The 17,085-nt window shown below is 72.2% G+C and carries 13 protein-coding genes and 1 pseudogene; 8 read left to right on the forward strand and 6 right to left on the reverse strand.

The window, feature by feature from the left end:
* Nucleotides 1–229 precede the first annotated feature (229 nt).
* Complete coding sequence (locus AOM46_RS17500) at nucleotides 230–1,066, forward strand: glycoside hydrolase family protein (protein ID WP_062212520.1); 837 nt, start codon at nucleotides 230–232, stop codon at nucleotides 1,064–1,066.
* A 24-nt stretch (nucleotides 1,067–1,090) separates the two neighbouring features.
* Here the strand turns inward: AOM46_RS17500 and AOM46_RS17505 are convergent, their stop codons facing one another.
* On the reverse strand, nucleotides 1,091–2,359 hold the full coding sequence (locus tag AOM46_RS17505; RefSeq protein ID WP_062212522.1) for a metallophosphoesterase family protein: 1,269 nt from the start codon (nucleotides 2,357–2,359) through the stop codon (nucleotides 1,091–1,093).
* 442 nt (nucleotides 2,360–2,801) lie between these two features.
* Here AOM46_RS17505 and AOM46_RS17510 point away from each other — a divergent pair, with 442 nt between their 5' ends.
* A complete protein-coding gene (locus AOM46_RS17510; protein ID WP_062212845.1) occupies nucleotides 2,802–4,415 on the forward strand; it encodes an acyl-CoA carboxylase subunit beta in 1,614 nt (537 codons plus the stop codon).
* Nucleotides 4,412–4,624, forward strand: coding sequence for an acyl-CoA carboxylase subunit epsilon (locus tag AOM46_RS17515; protein WP_234313819.1), 213 nt, complete (start codon nucleotides 4,412–4,414; stop codon nucleotides 4,622–4,624). The genes AOM46_RS17510 and AOM46_RS17515 overlap by 4 nt, the downstream gene beginning before the upstream one ends.
* Before the next feature lie 66 nt (nucleotides 4,625–4,690).
* Here the strand turns inward: AOM46_RS17515 and AOM46_RS17520 are convergent, their stop codons facing one another.
* Nucleotides 4,691–6,916 carry an MMPL family transporter gene (locus tag AOM46_RS17520; protein WP_062212524.1) on the reverse strand — a complete coding sequence of 742 codons (2,226 nt, stop codon included), beginning with the start codon at nucleotides 6,914–6,916 and terminating at the stop codon, nucleotides 4,691–4,693.
* A 207-nt stretch (nucleotides 6,917–7,123) separates the two neighbouring features.
* Here AOM46_RS17520 and AOM46_RS17525 point away from each other — a divergent pair, with 207 nt between their 5' ends.
* On the forward strand, nucleotides 7,124–7,843 hold the full coding sequence (locus AOM46_RS17525; protein ID WP_062212526.1) for a TetR/AcrR family transcriptional regulator: 720 nt from the start codon (nucleotides 7,124–7,126) through the stop codon (nucleotides 7,841–7,843).
* Between the two features lie 27 nt (nucleotides 7,844–7,870).
* Here the strand turns inward: AOM46_RS17525 and AOM46_RS17530 are convergent, their stop codons facing one another.
* From AOM46_RS17530 to AOM46_RS17545, 4 genes are all read right to left on the reverse strand, one after another.
* Nucleotides 7,871–9,844 (reverse strand): glycoside hydrolase family 127 protein, encoded by a 1,974-nt coding sequence (locus AOM46_RS17530; RefSeq protein WP_062212528.1) that lies wholly within the window; start codon nucleotides 9,842–9,844, stop codon nucleotides 7,871–7,873.
* 166 nt (nucleotides 9,845–10,010) lie between these two features.
* Complete coding sequence (locus AOM46_RS17535) at nucleotides 10,011–10,949, reverse strand: sigma-70 family RNA polymerase sigma factor (protein ID WP_062212851.1); 939 nt, start codon at nucleotides 10,947–10,949, stop codon at nucleotides 10,011–10,013.
* A 10-nt stretch (nucleotides 10,950–10,959) separates the two neighbouring features.
* Nucleotides 10,960–12,150 carry an NAD(P)/FAD-dependent oxidoreductase gene (locus tag AOM46_RS17540; RefSeq protein ID WP_062212531.1) on the reverse strand — a complete coding sequence of 397 codons (1,191 nt, stop codon included), beginning with the start codon at nucleotides 12,148–12,150 and terminating at the stop codon, nucleotides 10,960–10,962.
* 114 nt (nucleotides 12,151–12,264) lie between these two features.
* Entirely contained in the window at nucleotides 12,265–14,454 is a 2,190-nt protein-coding gene (locus tag AOM46_RS17545) for an alpha-galactosidase (RefSeq protein ID WP_062212534.1), read from the reverse strand.
* Between the two features lie 173 nt (nucleotides 14,455–14,627).
* On the opposite strand from AOM46_RS17545, the gene AOM46_RS17550 reads away from it, so the two are divergent.
* From AOM46_RS17550 to AOM46_RS35405, 4 genes and pseudogenes are all read left to right on the forward strand, one after another.
* Nucleotides 14,628–15,134 (forward strand): DinB family protein, encoded by a 507-nt coding sequence (locus AOM46_RS17550; protein ID WP_062212537.1) that lies wholly within the window; start codon nucleotides 14,628–14,630, stop codon nucleotides 15,132–15,134.
* A 105-nt stretch (nucleotides 15,135–15,239) separates the two neighbouring features.
* Nucleotides 15,240–15,887 carry a CatB-related O-acetyltransferase gene (locus tag AOM46_RS17555; RefSeq protein WP_062212540.1) on the forward strand — a complete coding sequence of 216 codons (648 nt, stop codon included), beginning with the start codon at nucleotides 15,240–15,242 and terminating at the stop codon, nucleotides 15,885–15,887.
* Between the two features lie 29 nt (nucleotides 15,888–15,916).
* Nucleotides 15,917–16,297, forward strand: a pseudogene (locus AOM46_RS35400) (AAA family ATPase); the annotation flags it as partial.
* 222 nt (nucleotides 16,298–16,519) lie between these two features.
* On the forward strand, nucleotides 16,520–17,085 hold a 566-nt coding region (locus AOM46_RS35405), incomplete at its 3' end, for an IS110 family transposase (RefSeq protein WP_234313837.1).

Here is a 17,085-nt window from a genome sequence, read left to right on the forward strand (position 1 = left end):
AGTATGCGGGCCAGCCGTGAAACGGAAGGGCGGTCCGCTTTCGGCCACCCCCAGGCCCAGGCCCCGGCCCCGGCCGTCTGCCGAGGGGCCCGCTTCCCCAGCAACCCGGTTGTTCCGGTGCGGAGTTCGCCCTCTCGCTCGTTGACGGCCCGGAGGGGGCGTGCAAGCATCGGGCCGCACAGAGAGCGCTCTCTGAGCGCCCCTCGCCCCTCCCCCACCTGGACGAACGATGCCGAGAAGCCGAATCCGCAGCTGGGTGGCGACGGTCGCCGCCACGCTGGTGGCCCTGCTCCCCCAGCTCTCCCCGACGGACGCCGACCCGGCCGCGAGCGAGCGCAAGGGGGTGAACCTCAACCCGGGTCCCGGCGTCCCTGAGGCACTGGCCGATGTGGGTGTCGGCTGGTACTACAACTGGGCCTCGGGCACGGGCGAGGTCACCGCCCCCGACGGCGTGGAGTTCGTGCCGATGATCTGGGGCGCGGACTCCGTCACCGACGCCGAGCTGGCGCGGGCCGTCGAGGAGGGCGAGCAGCTGTTGGGCTTCAACGAGCCCGATCTCGGGGAGCAGTCCGATCTCACCGTGGAGCGGGCGCTGGATCTGTGGCCGCGGTTGGAGGCCACCGGGCTGCGGCTCGGCGCGCCGGCGGTCGCCTACGGCGGTGACACCCCCGGCGGCTGGCTCGACCGGTTCATGGCCGGCGCCGAGGAACGTGGCCTGCGGGTCGACTTCATTCCGCTGCACTGGTACGGCTCCGACTTCGGTCCGGACGCGACGGAGCATCTGCGCGGCTATCTGCAGGCGGTGGCCGACCGCTACGGCAAGCCGGTGTGGCTGACGGAGTACGCGCTGATCGACTTCTCCGGGCCGAACCCGCGCTATCCGAGCGCGGCGGAGCAGGCGGACTTCGTCCGGGCGTCCACGGCGATGTTGGAGGGGTTGCCGTTCCTGGAGCGGTACGCGTGGTTCACGCTGTCGACGTCGACCCATGCCACCGGGCTCTACGACGGCGCCACGCCCAACGAGAGCGGGCTCGCCTACCGAGCGGCGGGTGCCGCCGGGGGCTGAGCCCGGCGGCACCGCACCCGTCGGTCAGTTCTCCACGACGCGCTTGCCGTCCGCGTCCCGGTGGACGGTGAACGCGTCGACGACCGTGCCGTCCTGGGTCTTGGCGCGGTAGGTCAGGGTGTCGGCGGTGACGTCGACGACCTGGTAGGTCTGGGTGTCGCCGAGTTGGGTGCGGACCTCGGCGCCGGCGAGGCGCCAGTCGGTGGTGGACGGGGTGTACATCTTGGGGCCGGCCACGGAGACCACATAGACGGGCCCCGTGGTGACGGCCGGGTCGTCGGTGCGGCGGGCGGTGAGGTTGCCCCGGCCGTAGGAGTGGTCGTGGCCCTGGAGGACGAGGTCCACGTCGTGCTCCTCCAGCACGTCGAGCCAGGCGGCGCGCACCAGGGCGCCGGTGCGGCCCTCGCTGTTGGACATCACGGGCTGGTGGAAGGTGACCACGGTCCACTGGTTGGGGTTGTCGGCCAACACGTCGTCCAGCCAGGTCTCCTGGTCCTCCAGCCAGTCCACGACGTCGAACCAGGGCGCGTTGGTGTAGTTGCTGTTGAGGGAGATGAAACGGACGCCCTGGTAGTCGGTGTACCAGGCGGTGCCGTCGAGATCGTCGTCGTCGGGGCCGTTGCCGGCGCCGGGGAACTGGCGGGTCCAGTGGTCGGAGAGGTTCCAGCCGTCGTACTCGTGGTTGCCGGGGGTGGCGATCTGGTGGGTGGTGGCGGTGTGCGCCACGTCGACGGCGGCGAACCATTCGGCCCATTCGTCGTCGGCGTTGGCGTTGTTGATCAAATCGCCGGCGTGCACGGTGAGTTCGGCGTGCGGCGCGTCGGCCCGCGCGGCGCGCACCAGGGGGGCGGCGCCCTCGGTGATGTCGTTCTGGATGTCGCCGAGGTAGAGGAAGGTGAACGGGTCCCCGGCCGCGCCGGCGGTGCGGAAGTCGATCCAGTCGCTCCAGTCCGTGCCGTCGCCGATCCGGTAGCGGTAGGCGGTGTCGGGGGTGAGCGACGCGAGGTCGGCGCGGTGGTAGTGGCCGCCGCCGGCCTGGCCGGTGGGGGTGGCGGCCACGGTGGTCACGGGGCCGCCTTCGGCCGGCCGGAGTTCGACGGTGGGGGACGCGCCGGCGGTCGCGGTGCGCCAGGTGACGATCGCCGAGGTGGCGGGGTCGGCCGTCGGGGAGAGCACGATCCGGTCGAAGGTCCCGTCGGCGGCTGCGGCGTGGCCCGGGGCCACGGACATGGCGCCGAGCAGCAGCGCGGCGGCGAGCAGGGCGCGGCGGGCACGGGGGGCTTGGCTGGTCATTGCGGGCTCCTCGGGTGCGGCGGGGAACGTGCGCGACAGGTGCACCCCGGAGCATCGTCGGCGCGGCCTACGCCCGCGTGAACGCGATGCGACGGCCGGTCGGCGGGGTTCCGGCCATCGCGCCGACCCTGGGGCCCGGCGGACGTCAGGATCGCGTACCCGATTGGCGGAAACCTGGATCTGTCATCCTTCGGAGTGATAGCCAAGTACGTGGTGACCTTGCGCCGACATCCGGCGACCGGCCGTCCGCCCGACCACGGACGCGCCTTGTGTCGCCTCGGGTGAACTCCCCAGCGGTGGACGGATGTCGCTGGTCGGGTTCGGTACCGGCCGGGTGTCCACGTCCACGGCGGTCGACCGCCGTGGATCGCCGTGGCACCGGTCCGGGGGCGGGGGACGGAACTCTGGAACGGAGAGCGAGAACGTGCGGACAGCGGGGCGGATCGACAGCGGGGACGCGGCCGGGGACCGGGCCGGGGACGGGGAGAGCGGCGGCACGGCGCGGCGGCTGGCCGAACTGGCCGGTCGCCGCGCGGCGTTAGCGGCACAGTCCAGCCCGGAGCGGACGGCGCGGCAGCATGCCAGGGGCAAGTTGACCGCGCGGGAGCGGATCGATCTGCTGCTCGACCCCGGCTCCTTCGTCGAGTTGGACGAACTGGCCAGGCACCGCTGCACCAGCTTCGGCATGGAGGGTCAACGCCCTTACGGCGACGGCGTGGTGACGGGCTATGGCACGGTGGACGGCCGGCGGGTCTGTCTCTACGCGCAGGACTTCACGGTGTTGGGCGGCAGCCTGGGCGAGGTGTTCGGCGAGAAGATCCTGAAGGTGATGGATCTGGCGTTGCGCACCGGCTGCCCGGTGATCAGCATCAACGACTCGGGGGGCGCCCGTATCCAGGAGGGGGTGGTGGCGCTCGCCTACTACGCGGAGTTGGTGAGGCGCCATGTTTCGGCCTCCGGGGTGATTCCGCAGATCTCCCTGATGGTGGGTCCCTGCGCGGGAGGCGCGGTCTACTCGCCGGCGATCACCGATCTGGTGGTGATGGTGGAGGACATCTCCCATATGTTTGTCACCGGGCCCGACGTGTTGCGCGCGGTGACGGGCGAGGCGGTGGACCGGGACGCGCTGGGCGGCCCCCAGCTGCACAACGCGACCAGCGGCGCGGCGCACTATCTGGCGCCGGACGAGAAGGACGCGTTCGACTATGTGCGGGCGGTGTTGGGGCATCTCCCGTCGAACAACATGTCCGAGGCGCCGGTCTACCCACTGCCGCCGGGCCGGTCACGGGACGAGGTCACGGAGGCGGACCGGGCGTTGGACACGTTGATCCCGGATCGGCGCAACCAGCCGTACGACATGGCGCGGGTGGTGAACGCGGTGGTGGACGACGGGGAGATCGTCGAGGTCCATCCGCTGTTCGCGCCCAATATCGTCTGTGGTTTCGCCCGGGTGGAGGGCCATAGCGTCGGGGTGGTGGCCAACCAACCGATGCACGGCGCGGGCGCGTTGGACATCGACGCCAGTGAGAAGGCGGCGCGTTTCATCCGGTTGTGCGACGCGTTCGATCTGCCGGTGCTCACCTTTGTCGATGTGCCGGGCTTCCTCACCTCCTTGGAGCAGGAGCGGGACGGCATCATCCGGCGGGGCGCCAAGCTGCTCTACGCCTACTGCGAGGCGACGGTCCCCATGGTGACGGTGATCACCCGCAAGGCGTACGGCGGGGGTTACGGGGTGATGGGGTCCAAGCATCTGGGGGTCGATGTCAATCTGGCCTGGCCGACGGCGGAGATCGCGGTGATGGGCGCCGAGGGCGCGGTCGGGGTGATCCATCGCCGGGAGATCGAGCGGGCGGAGGATCCGGCGGCCGAGCGGGAACGGCTCAAGGCGGCGTATGAGGAGGAGTTGTGCACGCCCTATGGCGCCGCCGAGCGGGGCTATGTGGACGCGGTGATCATGCCGCACGAGACCAGGGCGCGGGTGGCGTCGGCGCTGGACGCGCTGCGGACCAAGCGGGTGGAGCGGCTGCCGCGCAAGCACGGGAACATACCGCTGTGAGCGGGGTGGTCCCGGAGCGGTCGGGCATCAGGGTGGTGCGGGGCAATCCGGCGGACGACGAACTGGCCGCCGCCATCACGGCGGTGCTCGCGGTGTTGGCCGCGTCGGGGAGCGGCGCGGCGCCGCCGCCGACGGGCCGGGGGCGTGGCCGGTGGGCGGCGCCCGCGTCCCGGATGACCCGCCGGCCGTCCCGCGGCGGCTGGAGCTGAACCGCCGGCCCGCCCCCCGCGACGTCAAGAATCAAGGGGGGCGGGCCGGCGGCGAGTTGGGCGGGCTCAGACGGGGTTTTTCACCGGTGCGGCCTCGGGCTCCGGCTTCGGCGCCGCCGGCCCGCCGCCCTCGCTGAGGCCGACGCGTCCGTGCAGTCGGCGCAGCGCGGCGGGCGCGTACCAGGCCGAGCGGCCCAGCAGCCGCATCGCGGCCGGCACCAGCACGCCCCGGATGGCGACGGCGTCGATCAGGATGGCCAGCCCGGTGCCCAGGCCGAACATCTGCATAAAGCTGATCCCCGAGGTGACAAAGGCGAAGAAGCTCACTGCGAGGAGGCAGGCCGCCGCGCTGACCACGCGCCCGGTGTGCCCCAGGCCGCCCGTCACCGCCGCCTCGTTGTCCGCGCCCAGATCGTGGAGTTCCTTGATCCGGCTGGTGACGAAGACCTCGTAGTCCATCGACAGGCCGAAGGCGATGCAGAACATCAGCACCACCATCGTGCTGTCCATGGGCTGCGGGGTGAATCCGAGCAGCGAGGCGAGGTTGCCGTCCTGGTAGATCCAGGTGACCGCGCCGAGCGCGGCGCCCAGGCTGATCAGGTTGAGGACCAGCGCCCGCAGGGGCTGGACGACGCTGCCGGTGAAGAGGAAGAGCAGGACAAAGGTGCTGACCGCGACCAGGAGCGCGGCGAGCGGCAGCCAGCCGCCGATGCTGTCGTTGGAGTCGATCAGTTCGGCGTCGGTGCCGCCGACCAGGGGCTCCGCGCCGGCGGGCGGGGTGAGCGCCCGCGCCTGGTGGACCAGCTCCCTGGCGGCTTCGGACTTCGGCGTCAGCGCCGTCACCACGTTGATCCGCTGCGCCTCCGGCAGGCCGAGGGCGTCGTTGCCCGGGGCGCCGGGCGTCGCCGCGCCGTCCAGATAGGTGCCGCCGCTGGTCTCCACCCGCACGACGCCGGTCAGCCCGGAGAGTTGTCCGGCGTAGGCGTCCAACTCGGCCTCGGCCAACGGCTGGTCGATGACGATATGCAGCGCGGCGTCGTCGTTGCCGGCGAAGTTCTCCTGGAGGGCGATCGAGACCTGCCGGCTCTCGGCGTCCTCGGGCAGCGCCCGCTCGTCGGCGGTGCCGAAGGTGATGCCGAGCAGCGGGCTCGCCGCCAGCAGCAGCACCGCGAGCACGGGCAGCGCGGTCAGGCCGGGCCGGCGCATCACGGTGCGGGCCAGCCGCCCCCAGAGCGGGGCCGTCGACTCGGCGCGCCCCGGCTTCGCCCAGGGCAGCCGGCCCTTGTTGATCCGGTGGCCCAGCAGGACGAACAGCGCCGGCATCACCAGGAGCGTGCCGATCGCGGCGACGGCGACGACCCCGATCCCGGCATAGCCGAAGGAGCGGAGGAAGGACTGCGGGAACACCAGCAGGGCCGCCAGCGCCGCCGCGACGGTCGCCGCCGAGAACGCGACGGTGCGACCGGCGGTGCGGACGGTGTTGCGGACGGCGACGTGCACATCGAGTCCGGCGGCGAGCTGTTCGCGGAACCGGCTGATCATCAGCAGCGCGTAGTCGACGCCAAGTCCCAGGCCCAGCGCGGTGGTCAGGTTGATCGCGAAGACGGAGACATCGGTGACGCCGCCGAGGACGGCGAGCCCGGCGAAGGTGCCCACCATGGCGATCAGCCCGACGGCGAGCGGCAGCAGGGCCGCGACCACGGAGCCGAAGACGATCAGCAGCAGGACGAGGATCAGCGGCACGGCGATGCCCTCGGCCAGCAGCAGGTCCCTGTTGAGCTGTGTCTGCATGTCGTGGTTCACGCCGCCGCCACCGCCGGCCCGGACGGTGAGCCCGTCCTCGCGGTCGCCGGTGTGGGCGTCGACGATGTCCTCGACGTTCGCCGACAGTTCGGTCTCGTCGCCGAGGACATGGGCGAACACCAGGGCCTGACGGCCGTCCTCGGAGCGGAGGTCGGGGATGCCGGTGTCCCAGTAGGAGAAGACCTGCCGCAGGTTCGGCTCCGCCCTGAGATCGGCCAGCAGGGCCCGGGCGTCCCGTTCGACGCCCGGCGCGTCGACATCGCCTTCGGGCGCGCCGACCAGCAGGATCAGGTTGCTCTCCCCGCCGAACCGCTCCTCGATGACGGCGGCGGCCCGGCTGGACTCGGAGGCCGGATCGTCGAAGCCGCCGCCCACCAGCTTGCCGAACGCGCCGGCGCCCACGACGCCCATCAGCACCACGGCCAGGGCGGCGACGATCAGTACCGGCCGGGTCCGGCGTATCGCCAGCTCGGCTATGCGATCGAACACGGACGATCTCCTCTACGACATGACGGTGTGCAACCGTGACGGTGAAAGCGACGCCGGAGAGGCCGAGTCGGCAGGGCGCGCCGCCGCCGGCGGATGCGCGGTTCGCGCCCTTCGTCGCTGTGCACGACGGTAGTGAGATCGCCGGGAGTTTGGCAGTGTTAGATTTTTCGAACACCTTGGTCAACACCTGAAGTTGGGGATGCGGTCATGCCGGTCGAGGAGCCCATGGCGGCCAGACCCTCGTTGCGCGAGCGGCGGCGGGCCACCGCCACCCGGGAGATCGTGGAGGCGGCGGAGCGGCATATCACCGAGCACGGTCCCGCCGCCCTCTCGCTGCGCGCGGTCGCCCGCGATCTGGAGATGTCGGTGCAGGCGCTCTACCACTACTTCCCCAGCAGGGACGCCCTGGTCACGGCGCTGATCACCAAGGTGTACGACGATCTGACGGACGCGGTGCGGACGGCCGTCGAGGGCGCGGCCGGGGAAGGGGCGCCGCCCGGCGTGGTGTTGGCCTCCGAGGGCTATCGCCGCTGGGCCATCGACAACCCGGAGCGGTTCCAGCTCATCTACGGCACCCCGCTGCGCCACTACCGGGCCCCCGTGGACGGGCCGACGACGCAGGCGGTGCAGCGGATGGCGGAGATCTTCGCGCGGGAGCTGTTCGCCGGCTACACGGCCGAGCAGCTGGCCGGGGCCGATGTTCCCCCGCTCTCGGCCACGTTCCTGGCCGATCTGGAGGCGCCCGGGGCGCTGCCGGCCCCGGCGATGGCGCTCTTTCTGAAGGCCTGGGGCCAGCTGCACGGCCTGGTCGTCCTGGAGGTGTTCGGGCACACCGGCTTCCTGGGCGAGCATCAGGCCGAGATCTTCCGCCTGTCGATCCACACCCTGGTCGAGGAGCTGCACCGCCGGATCCCCGCCGCCGGCTGAACGACCGGGCGGCGGGGCCGGTCTTCGTCAGCCCTGGTGGACGGGCAGCCAGACGCGCATCGCGCCCTGCTCGCGGTGGCCCCACAGGTGGTAGGGGATCAGCTGGAACTCCCGTACTTCCGCGCCGCGTTCGGCCTCGGCGCGGGCGTCGGCGTCGGCGTCGGCCGGTGGATAGGCCCACCAGCCGTCGGTCCTCGGGGTCTCGGCCGAGCCGGTGGCGCGCACCGCGACGGCGACGCCGGGCGCGGTGGTGGCGGTGTCGTCGCTCAGCGGGTGGCCGGGGTCGAGCCGCAGATCGTCCAGCGCGGTGCCGTCCGGATGGTCGGCCGACTCGGTGCAGTAGACCAGCGGGCCGCGTTCCACGGCGACGCTGCCGCGCAGCGCGTCGGCGCGGGACGGCGGGGCGGTCAGCCGGGGCGTCAACGTCAGCTCAAGCAGCACCGTGTCGCCGGGCCGCCAGGTTCGGGTCAGCCGCAGCCAACCGTCGTCCACGACCGCGCCGGGCCCGCCCTCCTCGACCGGCTGCCCGTTGACGGTGGCCCGCCAGCCGTCGGCGCCGATCCAGTGCGGCAGCCGCAGCGTCAACGACACCTCGGGCTCGGCGGCTCGCACCACCCTGACCTCGATGCTCCCCCGCCACGGGTACTCCGTGGCCACCTCGACGGCGAGCCCGCCGGCGGCGAACCGGCCCGCCGCGTACTGGTGCAGCACCAGGCCGCCCGCCGCGTCGCCGGCCGCCATGGCGTGCGGCAGGGAGGCGAGCAGCCGCATCACATTGGGCGGGCAGCAGGCGCAGTTGAACCAGCGGACGCGATAGGCACCGTTGTCCCCGGCGTGCGCCCCCGGGCGGTGGCCGTCGCGCACCTGGAGCGGGTTGACATAGCTGTAGTGCTCGCCGTCCAGCGCCACGCCGGAGAGGAAACCGTTGTAGAGCACCCGTTCCAGATGGTCGGCGTAGCGGGCGCGGCCGGTGGCCAGCAGCAGCCGCCAGCTGAAGTGGACGGCGGCGATGGCGGCGCAGGTCTCGGTGTAGGCGCGCTCCGAGGGGAACTCGTACGGGTCGCCGAACGCCTCGTCGCTGTGGTGGGCGCCGAGGCCGCCGGTCAGATACGAACGGGCGCCGACCATCTCCTCCCACAGGCGTTCACTCGCGGTCAGCAACTCGCGGTCGCCCGACTCCGCGTAGACGTCGACGACGCCGGCCAGCAGATAGAGCTGCCGCACCGCGTGTCCGGTCACCCGGTCCGCCTCCCGCACCGGGGCGTGGTCCTGCCAGTACTCGGGCCCGAACCGGCCGTCGGGCAGCAGCCCGTGGCCCCGGCGGTCGACGAAGTAGCGGGCCAGATCGAGATAGCGCCGCTCGTCGGTGACCCGGTACAGCTCGACCAGGGCGGTCTCGATCTCGGGATGGCCGCAGACCCCGTCGAGCTTCCCCTCGCCCGAGCCGAAGACCTGGTCGACATGGTCGGCGAACCGGCGGGCGACGGTGAGGAGTTCGGTGCGGCCGGTGGTGCGGACATGGGCGACGGCGGCCTGGATCAGATGGCCGGCGCAGTACAGCTCGTGGCCCCAGTCCAGTTCGGCCCAGCGCCGCTCGGGTCGGGTCACCTGGTAGTAGGACTGGAGATAGCCGTTCTCGTCCTGGGCGTCGGCCAGCAGTTGGACGACCTCGGCGAAGCGTTCCTCCAGCCGGGCGGCCTCCTCGGGCCCGGTGGCGGGGTCGCCGAGTTGCCAGGCGACGGCCTCAAGCCACTTGTAGACGTCGGAGTCGAGAAAGGGCAGGAAGTTGACATAGTCGCCGGTGGTGGTGCCGGCGGCGAGCCGCAGATTGTGGAAGTTACCGGCCTCCGTCAGCCGGTCGTAGCCCCGGGGGACGGTGGTCTCGGCGTTGACGGCGCGGCGGTCGCCCCACAGCCCGCCGCTGATCAGCGCCTCCCGGGCGGGCCGCAGCACGCCATGGGCGGCGGCGGTGGGCAGCAACGGGCCGAGACGGTCGGGCATCGGTGACTCCCAGGTCGCGCGCGGAGCGGAACAGCCGGACAAGCAAACGAAGTACAACAAAGGGAAACGCTTTTCCCCAGCCGCCCCTGAATCTAGGAGCGCCACCGGAACCGGTCAAGGGCCTTCCCGCTGCCCCGCCTCGACGCCGGGCGGAACCGGGGCCCGCTCACCACGCGTCGATGACCGGCGCTTCGGGTGGGTGCCGCCGCCAGACCTCGTTGAGGCGCGCGAGCCGGCCCGTGGCGGCGATGCCGCGCAGGAACGCGACCCTGCCGTCGCTGACTTCGAACGCCACGGCGCCCACGACCCGATCGCCGACCACGGCGAGAACGGCCGGAGCGCCGTTGACCAGAGCGATATGCATGGCGAGCGAACCGCCGGCCAGTCGACGTTTCGCCGCCGTGGGTCGGAAGCCCGCCCGCGCGAAGGAGGCGACCCGCTGCCGCGTCTCGATCCGCACCACCCTGGTGCCCAGGCCGGCGCCGTCCGAGACCGCCGTCACGTCCTCGGTGAGCAGCGTCACCAGCCGTTCGGTACGCCCGGACATGGCGGCGGCCAGGAACTCCTCGACGACCCGGCGCGCGGACGCGGGATCGGCCCGTGCGCGTCGGGGGCGCTCGGCGGCGATCCGGGTCCGGGCCCGGTGGGCATGCTGTTGGCTCATGGACTCGGTGATGTCGAGGATGCCGGCGATCTCGGCGTGCCGGTAGGAGAACACCTCGCGCAGCACATAGACGGCCCGCTCGACCGGCGAAAGGCGCTCCAGCAGGGTCAGCACGGCCAGGGACACCGACTCGCGCTGTTCGACGGTGTCGGCGGGGCCGAGCATCGGATCGCCCTCAAGGAGCGGTTCGGGCAGCATCGAACCGGCGGCCCGCTCGTGGCGCGCCCGCGCCGAACGCAGCCGATCGAGGCAGAGATTGGTCAGGACCTTGGTCAGCCACGCCTCCGGCGTCTCGACCCGTTCGCGGTCGGCGGCCTGCCAGCGCAGAAACGTGTCCTGTACGGCGTCCTCGGCATCGGCCGCCGAGCCGAGCAGACGGTATGCCAACGAGGCCAGCCGGCCCCGGCTGGCCTCGAACAGGTCGACGGCCGCACTGTCCATGCCCGACAACCTAGGCGGCGGCACCCGCACCGGCCCGGTCGGGCTCGTTCGCCAGTCGGCGCCTGCGCTTCGGCATGCCGAAGGTCGGGTGGGCGATGCCCAGGCCGGCGCCCCTGAGCACGCCCGACTTCAGCCGCGCGGCGGGCCGGCCGCCCAGATACCAGGACTTGGGCCTGACCTGGCCGTCCACCATCTGGAAGATCGCGTCCCGCCGCCCCAGGCTGATGTGGTTGCCGACGTAGGTCAGCGCGACGGTCGGGACCTCGCCGCCGGTCAGCCGCGCGATGATCGCCCCGGTCGCCTGCTTGCCGGTGCAACCGGCCGAGGCACAGGACATCGGCAGCGGACGGCCGTTGTCGCCGATCGCGTAGGCGCTGTCGCCGATGGCGTAGACATCCGGATGGGAGACCGAGCGCATGGTGCGGTCGACGACGATCTGCCCGGTCCCGGCGACCTCAAGGCCGCTGGCGGCCGCGATGGGGTGCACGGCGAACCCGGCAGTCCACACCGTGACTTCGGCCGGTATCGGCCTGCCGTCGGCGGCGATCGCCCATCGCGGCTCGACCGCTTCGATATCGGTGTGCCCGTGGACGGTGACACCGAGCCGGTCGAAGGCGGAGCGGAGGTGGCGGCCGGCCTTCGGGGAGAGCCAGGCTCCCAACTCACCGCGCGCGGCGAGCGCGACCGAGAGATCGGGCCTGGCCTCGGCGACCTCGGTGACGGTCTCGATTCCGGTCAGCCCCTCACCGACGATCAACACGCTGCCGCCCGCGCCCAGTCCGGCCAGGCGTTCGCGCAGACGAAGCGCCGATGACCGGCTGGTCACATCGAAGGCGTGCTCGGCCACCCCGGGAACCCCGTGGTGGGCCACGGAGCTGCCGAGCGCGTAGAGAAGCGTGTCGTACGCCAACTCGCCGTCGCCGTCCCCGCCGGTCACGGCGACGGTCCCGCGCCCGGGGTCGACGCCGGTGACGCGCGCCAGGCGCAGCCGCACCCCGGTGCCGGCGAACACATCGGCGAGCTTGCGGAACGCGAGGTCCTGGCCGCTCGCGAGCTGGTGGAGCCGCATCCGCTCGACGAACTCGGGCACGGCGTTGACGACGGTGATCTCGACATCGGCGGGGGAGAGCCGGCGGGCCAGGTTGCCGGCGGCGAAGGCCCCGGCGTATCCGGCGCCGAGTACCACGATGCGGTGCTTCATGGCGTTGCTCCTGTCTCGTTCGGGTGCGCTTTGAACGAGACAGGGCTCCGCTTGCTGACAGCTTCCGGATGTGACGCGGGTCACCATGCGGCTGCCGGTTCATCCCCCAGGAACTCACTCCCTGGTGAGGTGGAGCAGCACCAGCTGTTCCGGATGCAGGAACGGGAGCTGCAGGCCGGTCCGTTCCAGGACAGCGCCCGGGAGTCCCCCGGCTCCCTCCTCGGTGCACCAGGCGGGCCGGCCGCGCCCGAGGCCCGGCGCCTCGACGCCCGGCGGCAGCACCTCCAGCCGGTAACGGGCGTCCGGATCGAGCCCCGGCAGCCGGAACCTGCCGTGCGGGGTGGTCTCCGGGGTGCCAACCGCGACCAGCGCGAACAGCGCCTCCGCCCGGTCGGGCGCGACCACGCCGTGCACCCACAGCGCCGGATCGGGATGGTCGGCGCGGACGATCCGGCCGCCGTGCAGCAGGCCGCGCAGCCGCTTGTAGTGGGCGACCCAGCGGGCCAGGTCCAGGCGGTCCAACTCGTCGGCCCCGGTCAGGTCCCATTCGATGCCGAAGTGCCCGAAGAGCGCGGTCCCGGCGCGGAACGCCAGATCGTGGGTGCGGCTGGTGGTGTGCGAACGGGCGGCGCCCACATGGGAGCCGATCAGCTCGGGCGGCAACAGGGCCTGCGTCCAACGGTTGATCCCCTGCCGCTCCAGGGCGTCGATGCAGTCGCTGCCCCAGACCCGGTCGCTGTGCTCCAGCACCTCCAGATCGACGCGGGCGCCGCCGCCCGAACAGGATTCGATCTCCAACCCAGGGTGCGCCGCGCGGAGTTCGTCCATCAGCCGGTAGACGGCGAGGGTCTGGCCCCGGACCGCGGCCCGGCCGTGCGGGGAATGGCCGGCGTCGGCCAGCTCACGGTTGTGGTCCCATTTGAGATAGCCGATCTGGTACTCGCCGAGCAGCGCCAGCAGCCGCTCCCTGATGTAGGCGTAGGCCCCGGGGTGGGTGAGGTCCAGCACCTGCTGGCCACGGAGTTCGCCGGGCAGCCGGCCGCCGGTGGCGAGGATCCACTCGGGGTGGGCGCGCGCCAGATCGGAGTTCGGGTTGACCATCTCGGGCTCCACCCAGAGCCCGAACTCCAGGCCCAGACCGCGCACATGGTCGACCAGCGGATGCAGCCCGTCCGGCCAGACCGTCTCGTCCACATACCAGTCGCCCAGGCCCGCGCCGTCGTGGCGCCGCCCCCGGAACCAGCCGTCGTCCAGCACATAGCGTTCGACGCCGACCTCGGCGCCCAGGTCGGCGAGCCGGGTGAGCTTGGCCAGATCGTGGTCGAAGTACACCGCCTCCCAGGTGTTGAGCACGACCGGCCTGGGCTTCGTCGGATGGTGCGGCCGGGCGCGGAGGTGGTCGTGGAACCTGGCGGAGACCGAGTCGAAGCCGGTCGCGCCGTAGGCGGCGTAGAGCCAGGGCGCGGTGTACTCCTCGCCGGGCGCGAGCGTCGTCTCCCCCGGCATGGGGAGATCGCCGCCGCCGAGGACGGCCTGCCCGGTCGGCAGCCGGTCGGCCCAGAGCCGGTGGTTGCCGCTCCACGCCAGATGCAGCGCCCACACCTCGCCGTGCCGGAACCCGAAACCGGGCGTGCCGGCGGCCAGCAGCAGCGGCGCGTCGTGCCCGGGCCGGCCGCGCCTGGTCTCCCGCACCCAGGAGCCGACGTTGAACGGCTGCCGCTGCGGGGAGCGTTCATGGATCCAGCGCCCGGTGAGGTCGAACAGCTCGGCGGCCTCGGCCGGCACGGGAAGCGCCAGGCCGAGGGCGTCGAGGGCGTAGTCGCGCTCCGGATCGTCGTTGCGGACGGTGGCGCGGGTGCGGACCAGGCCCTCCGGGGTGAGTTCGAGTTCGATGCCGAGCCGGAGCGCGGCGGTGCGGTCGACGGCCGTGACGCGGACCGTCCCGCCCTCCGCGGCCTCGGTGACCTCGGCGGTCTCCGTGGTGAACAGCGGCGACCAGTCGCTCCCGCCGGCGCGGTGCCCGAGCAGCCCCGGGTAGCCCTGCCAGCCGGCGCCGTGCTCGGCAAGCAGCCCGACGGCGGGCGGAATGTTCCAGTTCCCCGGCTTCATCGGATCGTCCGAATCCCCGGGCGACTCGGGCAGCGCGCCGTACTCGGCGAGCGCCGCCAACTCGTCCTCGCCCAGCGGGCCCAGATCGGCCCCCCAGTGCAGGACGCGCGGCAGCCGCGGGCCTCGGAGATCGAGAACGAGGCTGACGCCCGCTGCTCGCAGGTGCGCTATGGACTTGGGCACGACTGGCGCCACGGGGGCGCACCTCCTTGGACCGGGCTGTACCGAGCTGGTACCGAGCCGCGTTAAACGCGTTCGCCTGTTTGGACGTGATCGTAAATGTTGCCACCGGATCAAACCCTGTCAACCGCCCGCCCCCCTCCTCGCGGGGCGCGGCCCGCCGAAAGCCGCCGTGACAGGATCGCCGGATGACCGTGGAACGCATCGGCCCGCCCATGGCGGCCGACGAACGAGCGACCCTGCGCGGCTTTCTGGACTACCACCGGGCGACCCTGGCCCGGAAGTGCGAAGGGCTCGACGACGAACAGCTCCGCCGCCGGGCGTCGCCGCCCTCCACGCTCTCGCTGCTCGGCCTGGTCCGTCATATGGCCGAGGTCGAACGCGCCTGGTTCCGCCGCACGATCAACCGGGAGGACATCCCCCTGGTCTGGTCGGAACACGGCGACTTCCAGGCCGCCTACGACGCCGACGCCTCCTCCCGCGCCGAGGCGTTCGCCGCCTGGCAGGCGGAGATGGCCGCCGCCCGCCGCATCGAGGAGGCCGCGCCGTCCCTCGACATCACCGCCCCGCACGCCAAGACCGGCGAACCGGTCTCGCTCCGCCTGGTGATGCAGCACCTGATCCACGAATACGCCCGCCACAACGGCCACGCGGACCTGATCCGTGAGGCCATCGACGGCACGGTGGGCGCCTGACCAGCGGTAACTCCCCGCCCACAGCTGATAAATCGCTTTACCGACCCGGCCGTCGTCCCGATCATGGACCGGTTCCGACCGCCCCCTGACCAGGAGTCGCCGTTCATGCCCCTGCCCGCGGACCCGACCGTTCTCCACCCGATGCCCGAGCAGCCACGGGTCGTGCTCCTCAAACCCCTGGTGAAGTCCCCGCTGATCGAGGTCGGCGCCTACTCCTACTACGACGACCCCGACGACGCGACCGCGTTCGAGACCCGCAACGTCCTCTACCACTACGGTCCGGAGAAGCTGGTCATCGGCAGCTTCTGCGCCCTCGGCACCGGCACGCGGTTCATCATGAACGGCGCCAACCACCGGATGGACGGCCCCTCGACCTTCCCGTTCCCCACCATGGGCGGCCCCCGGTCCGACCACTTCGACCTGATCACCGGCCTGCCCGGCCGAGGGGACACCGTCGTCGGCAACGACGTCTGGTTCGGCCACGGTTCGACGATCATGCCGGGCGTGCGGATCGGTCATGGCGCGATCATCGGCGCCGGCTCCGTGGTCACCGCCGACGTGCCCGACTACGGCATCGTCGGCGGCAACCCGGCCCGGCTCATCCGCACCCGCTACAACGACGAGGAGATCGCCCGGCTGTTGGCGGTGGCCTGGTGGGACTGGCCGGCGGAGCACATCACCGCCCAGGTGCGGACCATCATGTCCGGCACCGTCGCCGACCTGGAGGCCGCCGCCCCGGACCGCACGCCGTAGGCACCCGGTTCGCCTGGCAGGATCGGAACGTGACCACCCTCTTCCTGATGGTCGGCCTGCCCGGCGCCGGAAAGACCACCGAGGCCCGGCGGCTCGCCGAGCGGCATGCCGCGCTGCGGCTGACCCCCGACGAGTGGATGATCCCGCTCTTCGGCGAGCCGGAGGCGGACGGAAAGCGCGACGTCCTGGAGGGCCGGCTGCTCTGGCTCGCCCTTCAGGCGCTGCGGCTGGGCACCAACGTCGTGCTGGACTACGGCTGTTGGTCCCGCGACGAGCGGTCAGCGATCCGCTGGCTGGCGCGCTCGGTGGGCGCGTCCTACCAACTGGTCCATCTGCCGATCGACCGGGAGACCCAACGCGCCCGGATCGCCGACCGCCAGGCGGCCACCCCGCACCTGACAGTGAGGATGTACGTGAGCGTTCCCCGGCGGGGTCTGACCCAGCACCTGACTGACTCAGGGTCCTCAACGGGATCTGTCGGCTCTGTCCGGGGGACGCTCGCCCGCATCCGTCGGGCCGGGGGACGTGACTTCATAAGAGCCTGGCCAGAGGCCCCATCACTGTCTTGTCCGTCCTCCCGGCCGACGGGTGCCAACCCACCCGGTCGAATGGACAGGACGGCACACCCCACGATGTCACAGCACGAGGTCGAGGTCACCGGCGGCGTCGACACCCACAAGGACACCCACACCGCGGCCGCGATCGACTCGGCGGGCCGGGTCCTGGGCTCGGCCCAGTTTCCCGCCTCCGCGCTCGGCTACCGCAAGCTCCTGGCCTGGCTCCGGTCCTTCGGGGCCCTGCTGGTGGTCGGGGTCGAGGGCACCGGCGCCTACGGCGCCGGACTCGCCCGCCACCTGCGTGAAAGTGACGTGAGGGTGGTCGAGATCGACCGCCCGGACCGCAAGGCACGTCGGTGGCAGGGCAAGTCCGACCCGGTCGACGCCGAGGCAGCGGCCCGGGCCGCGCTCGCCGAACGCCGCACGGGAACACCGAAGTTCCGCGACGGGCGGGTCGAGGCCCTGCGGGCGTTGCGGGTCGCCCGCCGCAGCGCGGTCCAGCAGCGCTCGGACGTGCAGCGGCAGGTCAAGAACCTGATCGTCACCGCGCCGGAAGGCGTCCGCACCATGCTGCGGCACCTGAAGGACAAGGACCTGCTGACCACCTGCGCGGGCTTCCGCCCGAGCCTGGACCAGGCCGG

It is taken from the genome of Streptomyces sp. NBRC 109706 (assembly GCF_000974485.1).
In the GTDB taxonomy this organism is placed as follows: domain Bacteria; phylum Actinomycetota; class Actinomycetes; order Streptomycetales; family Streptomycetaceae; genus Streptomyces.

What these genes read in the sequence shown, in the direction of transcription:
- AOM46_RS17500 (WP_062212520.1), top strand. Translation starts at nt 230, where the DNA reads ATGCCGAGAAGCCGAATCCGCAGCTGGGTGGCGACGGTCGCCGCCACG.
- AOM46_RS17505 (WP_062212522.1), bottom strand. Translation starts at nt 2,359, where the DNA reads ATGACCAGCCAAGCCCCCCGTGCCCGCCGCGCCCTGCTCGCCGCCGCG.
- AOM46_RS17525 (WP_062212526.1), top strand. Translation starts at nt 7,124, where the DNA reads ATGCCGGTCGAGGAGCCCATGGCGGCCAGACCCTCGTTGCGCGAGCGG.
- AOM46_RS17530 (WP_062212528.1), bottom strand. Translation starts at nt 9,844, where the DNA reads ATGCCCGACCGTCTCGGCCCGTTGCTGCCCACCGCCGCCGCCCATGGC.
- AOM46_RS17535 (WP_062212851.1), bottom strand. Translation starts at nt 10,949, where the DNA reads ATGGACAGTGCGGCCGTCGACCTGTTCGAGGCCAGCCGGGGCCGGCTG.
- AOM46_RS17540 (WP_062212531.1), bottom strand. Translation starts at nt 12,150, where the DNA reads ATGAAGCACCGCATCGTGGTACTCGGCGCCGGATACGCCGGGGCCTTC.
- AOM46_RS17550 (WP_062212537.1), top strand. Translation starts at nt 14,628, where the DNA reads ATGACCGTGGAACGCATCGGCCCGCCCATGGCGGCCGACGAACGAGCG.
- AOM46_RS17555 (WP_062212540.1), top strand. Translation starts at nt 15,240, where the DNA reads ATGCCCCTGCCCGCGGACCCGACCGTTCTCCACCCGATGCCCGAGCAG.